The sequence below is a fragment of the Bradyrhizobium sp. P2_E8 genome (genome assembly GCF_056403875.1).
Genome location: NZ_JBFUES010000409.1, coordinates 1 through 6,237, shown reverse-complemented (window position 1 = coordinate 6,237; position 6,237 = coordinate 1). Strand labels below are relative to the sequence as shown.

Here is a 6,237-nt window from a genome sequence, read left to right as displayed (position 1 = left end):
GCGTGCCCCAGATCGAGCCGATACCGCCGACGAAGGAGGTGCCGCCGAGGATCACCGCGGTGATGGCGTCGAGTTCATAGGACTGGCCGAGTTGAAGACCGTTGGCCGCATAAAGCCGCGCCGCCTGCATGGCGCCGCCGAGCCCGGCCAGCAGCCCGGACACGCCGTAGACGAAGATCAGCACGGCCCAGACCTTGATGCCGGCAAGCCGCGCCGCGCTCTCGTTGCCGCCCACCGCGTAGATGTGCACACCGAGCACGGTCCGGCGCAGCACCAGCCACGAGGCGAGGATGACGAGCAAAGCGATCACCGAGAGCCACGGGATCGAAGCAACGCCGGGAACGAGCGTCAGCGAGCCGTTGCCGATGAAGGCGTAGGSAATGGAAGGATTGAACACCGTGGTGTCGGCGCCGAGCAGCCGCGCCAGACCGCGCACGGCGGTGAGCGAGCCCAGCGTGACGATGAACGGCGGCAGGCGCAAGAGCGCGATCAGCGCGCCATTGACGACACCGAAGCCGAGACCGGTGAGAACGGCGGCCGGCAGCCACAGCGCTCCGAGCTCCGGCAGTTTCGACATCGTCAGGCCGGCCATCGCGGACGCCGCCAGGATCGAGCCGACCGAGAGATCGATGCCGCCGGTCAGGATGACGAAGGTCATGCCCGCGGCAAGCACGGTGTTGACGGCGGCCTGCTGCAAGACGATGCCGAGATTCTGTCCGGTGAAGAAACGGCCGTCCGACAGGTAGTGAAAGCCGGCGCATAGCAGCAGCAGCACGGGCAGCATGCCGGCGGCGCGGATCAGCAGCCTGATGCGCTGGCGCCTGGTCTCCTGGGCGGCGGCGAGGCCATTTGCCGTGGCGGCCTTCGCCTGCGTCGATCCGTTATCAGGCATCCAGATGCTCCATCCCCGTGGCAAGTGCCATGATATCCTCCTGATTGAGCGGCGCCGTCTCGGTTCGGTTGACCTCGCCCGCGATGTGTCCCGACCGCATCACGATGACGCGGTCGCAGATGCCGATGATCTCAGGCAGATCGGACGAGATGACCAGGATCGCGGTGCCGGCCTTGGCGAGATTGTCGATGATCGAATAGATCTCCGACTTGGCGCCGACATCGACGCCGCGCGTCGGCTCGTCGAGGATCAGGATCTTTGGCGCGATGGCGAGAAGCCGCGACAAGAGCACCTTCTGCTGGTTGCCGCCGGACAGGCCCCCGGCCGGCACGCCGGCATTGGCGGCGCGGATGCTGAGCCCCGCAAAGGCCCTGTCGGCACGCTCGCGCGCCTTGTCACCATCCAGGAACCAGCCAAGCTTCGCATCGCGCCCGAGCACCGCGAGATTGATGTTGTCCAGGCATGACATGTCGAGAAACAGGCCGAGCGCCTTCCTGTCCTCCGTCAGATAGGCGATGCCGGCCTCGAGGGCCTCGCCGGGCGTGCGGATGTCGATCGGCTGGCCTTCGAGTTCGAGACGGCCCGACGTTTTTGCCGCCGCGCCGATGATGAGATGCGCAAGCTCCGTGCGGCCGGCGCCGATCAGGCCGGCAAGCCCCACCACCTCGCCCGCATGCACGGTGAGCGAGCAACCCTTGACGCGCAGGCCGTCGGACATGTCGATCGCACCGAGCACGGGGTGTCCCCGCCCCGCCTCCGGGTCATGGTCCTTCTTGTAGAAGGAGGAGACGTCGCGCCCCACCATCAGCCGCACGATGGTATCGGCGCGGATCTCCGGCTTGTCGAGCGAGCCGACCAGACGGCCATCGCGCAGGACGGTGACGCGGTCACCGAGCGCATAGACCTCGTCCATGCGGTGCGAGATGTAGATGATGGCAAGCCCCTCGGCGCGAAGCTGACGGATCAGCATGAACAGCCGCTCGCTCTCGCCGGCCGACAGCGCGGTGGTCGGTTCGTCCATGATCAGGATTTTCGACCGCGCGTGCAGCGCACGCGCGATCTCGACGAGCTGGCGCTGGCCCATCGACAGATGCGCGACCAATGTCGATGGCTGGAAGTCCGCGCCCAGCCGTTCCAGGATGGGACCAACGCCCTGGCGCATGGCGCCACGCGCCAGCAAGCCCGAGCGCGAAATCTCGCGGCCGAGATAAATATTCTCCGCGACACTGAGATTGGGAGCCAAAGACAGCTCCTGATAGATGATGGAGATGCCCGCGGCGCGGCCGCCGAGCGGGCCTTCGATCCGCACCGGCTTGCCCTCGATGCGGATCTCTCCGCCCGGATCGGGCCGGTAGGCGCCGGACAATATCTTCATCAGCGTCGATTTGCCGGCGCCATTCTCGCCCATCAGGGCATGGATTTCGCCGGGATAGACGGTGAGATCGACGGCACGCAGCGCCTTGATACCGAAGAAGCTTTTCGAGACCCCGCGCATCTCGAGGATCGGATCGTTCATCGTGCCTCCCGACGCACAATGCGTTTCCCACCCGCGTCTCGTTTCGTCAGCGCGGTTCGCGCATTAAACAAAACGCCGCGGCACAGGGCAATACCGAACAGGCGGGAAAGCGAAATCGAAACGGCGCTATTGGCGTGGCCGATACAGTTCGCGCCAGGCGGGAAGCCGATCGGCATAGGCATCGACCAGCACGCGGTCGGGTTCGAATGTCTCGATGCGTCGCGGCGGCGTGCAGACGGTGTCGATTGCCTCGCCCGTGACAGCAAGACGCCCCAATCTCGCCGCACCGAACGCCGCTCCCGTTTCACCTTCGGCAAAGCGATGGATCGGAACATTCAGAACGCTTGCCAGCACCGCCAGCCAGAACCGGGACCGTGAACCGCCTCCGATGGCATCGGCTTCCGCGATCCTGATGCCGGCATCGGCGAGCACGTCCCGGCAATCTGCGAGCGCAAAGGCGACGCCCTCGAGCACGGCCTGCACGATCGCCTCGCGGTCGGTGCCGTGGCTCAAGCCATCGAGCATGCCGCGCACGACGGGGTCGTCATGCGGGGTCCGCTCGCCCGCCAGATAGGGCAAGAAGCTCACCGGCGAGGGCAGCTGCGGGCGCGACCCAAGCGGTGCCAGCAATTCCGCCTCGGCAATGCCGAACAAGCGCGAGATCCAGGCAAGACAGGAGGCCGCGGAAAGGATCGCGCCGGCCTGAATCCACATGGCGGGGATGGCATGGCAGAACGTATGCACCCCGCGATCCGGGTTGGCGGCCATCCTGCTCGTCGGCGCCAGCAAGGCGCCCGAGGTTCCCAGCGAAATGAACGCGGTTCCCGCCCTGATCGCGCCAATGCCGACGGCACCCGCCGGATTGTCACCGGCACCGCCCGCGAAAATCGGCCGTCTGATCATGCCCCAGCGTTGCGCGAGCTCGCTGCGCAACGTTGCCGCGGGCGCGCAGCCCTCGACCAGACGTGGCATGTGATCGCGCGACAGGCCGGTCGCGGCCAGCGCTGCATCCGACCAATCCCTGCGCGCGGCGTCGAGCCACAGCGAGCCCGATGCGTCCGAGACATCCTCGACGGCTTCGCCCGTCAGGACCAGGCGCAAATAAGCCTTCGGAAGCAGGACGAGTTTCGTCGCTGCAAAAACCTCAGGCTCGTGCATCGCAATCCAGAGCAGCTTCGGCGCCGTGAATCCGGGCATCGCCTTGTTGCCCGTCGTCGCACGCAAGGCGGGCCAGCGTTGCTCCAGGATACGGCACTCAGCGACGGACCGTCCGTCGTTCCAGAGGATGCAGGGCCGCAACGGCCTTGCGCTCGCATCAAGCAGCGTGGCGCCATGCATCTGACCGGACAGTCCGATGCCTTCGACCACGGCCAACGCGCTGGCATGCGTCGCTTTCAAGGCATCCAGCGTGGCAAAGGTCGCATCGACCCACTGCGCGGGATCCTGCTCGGAATAGCCTGATAGCGGCGAGGCGGTGGTCAACGGCCGGCTTTCGCTCGCAATCACGCGCTGCGCGGAGTCGACGAGAACGGTCTTGACCGCCGAGGTGCCGAGATCGATGCCGAGATACATGGATGCATACAATTGCCGACGTCGGATGGCCGACGGCGTGGCGAGGTCGGATGGCCCAATCAATCCAAGAAGCCTGATCGCGTCAAGGCAAGCCCTGCCATTCGTCGATCCACGGGCGCCCTGCTTACCTGCGAGGTAATCGAATTCGGCATCGCCGCGGCGCATCTTCCCGAGCACAGGAGATGACCATGATCGCGCTGCTGCTCTACCGGACCGTCGCAGACCACCTTCTTCCCTGGGCCATGGCGCTCGCAACCCGCATGCTGGCGCGCAGCCTCAACATGCCCGAGCCGCTGGTGCATTCGACCGGCGACTACGTGGTCGCGCAGGTGCTCGCCTTCGAGCACGGCGTCGGCAGGARCCTCTGCCCGTTCCGCATCGCCCGCCTGCTCCGCGCCTGGTGGCGCGGAATGCGCTGACTTCCACCCCATGATTTCACCCCAAGTCCAACCCCAGCAAGGAGACCTCCGATGATTGACGCATCCACCTTCCTGCGCCGCGCCCTGCTCGCCGACGCGATCTTCAGCGGCGTGGCCGCCCTCGGCTTCACTTTCGGCGCAGGCGCCTTCGCAACGCTGTTCAACCTGCCCGAAGCGCTGCTGCGCGAAACTGGCCTGTTCCTGATCGCCTACACCGCGCTGGTCGGCTGGCTTGCCGCGCGCGCCGCGGTGCCGAAGCCGCTCGTGCTGCTGGTCGTGATCGGCAACGCGGCCTGGACCGTCGGCAGCATCGCGCTGCTGCTCTCGGGCGCGGTCTCGCCGAACATCGCCGGCGAGTTCATGGTCGTGGCCCAGGCGATCGCCACCGGCGTGTTCGCCGAGCTGCAATATATGGGATTGCGGAAGAGCGGGCGTGTTGTGGCGGCGTGAGGCCACATCCGCTGCTGTCGTCGCCCGGTTTAGCCGGGCGACCCAGTATCCGAGACGTCAGCTGAATACGGAGAAGCTGCGGCCTACTGGATGCCCCGGTCAAGCCGGGGCATGACAGCGGGGCTGGAAGAGCGAGAGCTGGCTACGCCCGCGCGCTACCGTTCGCCTTGCCGACGGCGTGACCGTTGAGCTTCTTCTTGGCGCTCTTGGCGCCCGCCTTCTTGGCCTTGGCTTCCGTGCGCGCCTTCACCTTGGTACGCTCGGCCCGCGCTTCGGCACGCAGCTTCTTGCGCTTCTTCTCGCAGGACTCGCACTTGCAGCCGATCGGCTTCAGATAGGCTTTGAAATAGTCGGTGCCGTAGTCGTAGTTGATCTCGTCGCCCGGCTCGATGTTCCGGATGGCGCGGATAAAGACCTTGCGCTCGCGCGGGCGAACGTCGGACTCGGCGTTAGGCCGGCAGGAATGGTTGATGTAGCGCGCGAGGTTCTTGCGCACCGAGCCGTCGATGGTCCAGCGGCCGTTGAGCTCGAACAGATATTTGTTCTCGATCTCGTCGTGCGCAGGAATCCGGGAGTCCAGGATCGGTCCGAAATAACGGATGATCCGGGTTCCCTTCTTGATCGGTTTGGTGGCGAAGAGGCCAAGCCCGGTCTTGGAGCGGGCGACGCGATAAGGTTTGTTCGACGATGTGGCTGGCATGATCTGGAGAACGAGGACGCGAACCAGGCCGGACGGGCCCAAGCGAAGCCGCTCTTCTAGAACGATTCCGCGCCGCTGTCAGGTCTTCGCTGCGCCTGTTTGAACCTTGCCCACAATCAAGACGTCCGATGGTACGGAGTTCCCGATGCATCAAGGCCTCATGATGACCCGCATCACCACAACGTGCCTCGCCCTGTTGCTGATGTGCGCCGTCCTCGGTGGCGCGAACGCCCAATCCGTGGGCAGCACCTACACTTCGACGGTGCCCAAGGACTGCCGCCAGGTCGGAAAGCCCAGCGCGCTCGACGGCAGCACGACGCGCATCTGTCCCGGCAAAGACGGCCTGATGGTGCTGATCGCCGAGGACGATCTTCGCGAGATCGTCTCGGTCGGGCGCAATCGCAAGGAGGCGGCCGAGGAACCGGCGGCAAAGATCTGGTTCGCGCCGTTCAATTCATCCGAGACCACCGTCGAGTGGCGCGCCGCCGGCCCAAAACCGTTTGCGATCATCCAACGCTGGCACATCGCCGACGGCAGCGATCCCGACAAGCAGGGACGGCCGAACACCAAGGCCATGCTGGTCGTGACGCGGCTGCCGCCGGGCCCGGTCTGCCATGTCGCCTATGTCGACGCGATCGCCAACCCCACCGCCAATGAACTTGCGCGCAAAGGCGCGGATGACTTTGCC

Annotated in this window: 7 protein-coding genes; 3 read left to right on the top strand and 4 right to left on the bottom strand. The window is 65.8% G+C overall.

Annotation, left to right across the window (positions count from 1 at the left end):
- The 3 genes from AC1D00_RS21915 to xylB all read right to left on the bottom strand — a co-directional run.
- Window positions 1-892: ABC transporter permease subunit (locus AC1D00_RS21915; RefSeq protein WP_477012096.1), on the bottom strand; the 892-nt coding region annotated here is incomplete at its 3' end.
- The gene (locus tag AC1D00_RS21910; protein ID WP_477012095.1) at window positions 885-2,408 is read right to left on the bottom strand and encodes a sugar ABC transporter ATP-binding protein; all 1,524 of its coding nucleotides are present in this window, start codon (window positions 2,406-2,408) and stop codon (window positions 885-887) included. The genes AC1D00_RS21910 and AC1D00_RS21915, both read right to left, overlap by 8 nt.
- Before the next feature lie 126 nt (window positions 2,409-2,534).
- On the bottom strand, window positions 2,535-3,980 hold the full coding sequence (xylB, locus tag AC1D00_RS21905; protein WP_477012098.1) for a xylulokinase: 1,446 nt from the start codon (window positions 3,978-3,980) through the stop codon (window positions 2,535-2,537).
- 188 nt (window positions 3,981-4,168) lie between these two features.
- Between xylB and AC1D00_RS21900 the strand changes: the two genes are divergently transcribed.
- Together AC1D00_RS21900 and AC1D00_RS21895 are read left to right on the top strand one after the other, a co-directional pair.
- The gene (locus AC1D00_RS21900) at window positions 4,169-4,399 is read left to right on the top strand and encodes a hypothetical protein (protein ID WP_477012094.1); all 231 of its coding nucleotides are present in this window, start codon (window positions 4,169-4,171) and stop codon (window positions 4,397-4,399) included.
- 51 nt (window positions 4,400-4,450) lie between these two features.
- Entirely contained in the window at window positions 4,451-4,849 is a 399-nt protein-coding gene (locus tag AC1D00_RS21895) for a hypothetical protein (protein ID WP_404557921.1), read from the top strand.
- 142 nt (window positions 4,850-4,991) lie between these two features.
- Here AC1D00_RS21895 and AC1D00_RS21890 read toward each other — a convergent pair whose 3' ends face one another.
- Window positions 4,992-5,549, bottom strand: coding sequence for an SET domain-containing protein (locus AC1D00_RS21890; protein ID WP_135178398.1), 558 nt, complete (start codon window positions 5,547-5,549; stop codon window positions 4,992-4,994).
- Window positions 5,550-5,712: 163 nt separating this feature from the next.
- Here AC1D00_RS21890 and AC1D00_RS21885 point away from each other — a divergent pair.
- Window positions 5,713-6,237, top strand: a 525-nt coding sequence (locus AC1D00_RS21885) for a hypothetical protein (RefSeq protein ID WP_477012097.1), incomplete at its 3' end; no start/stop codon positions are given.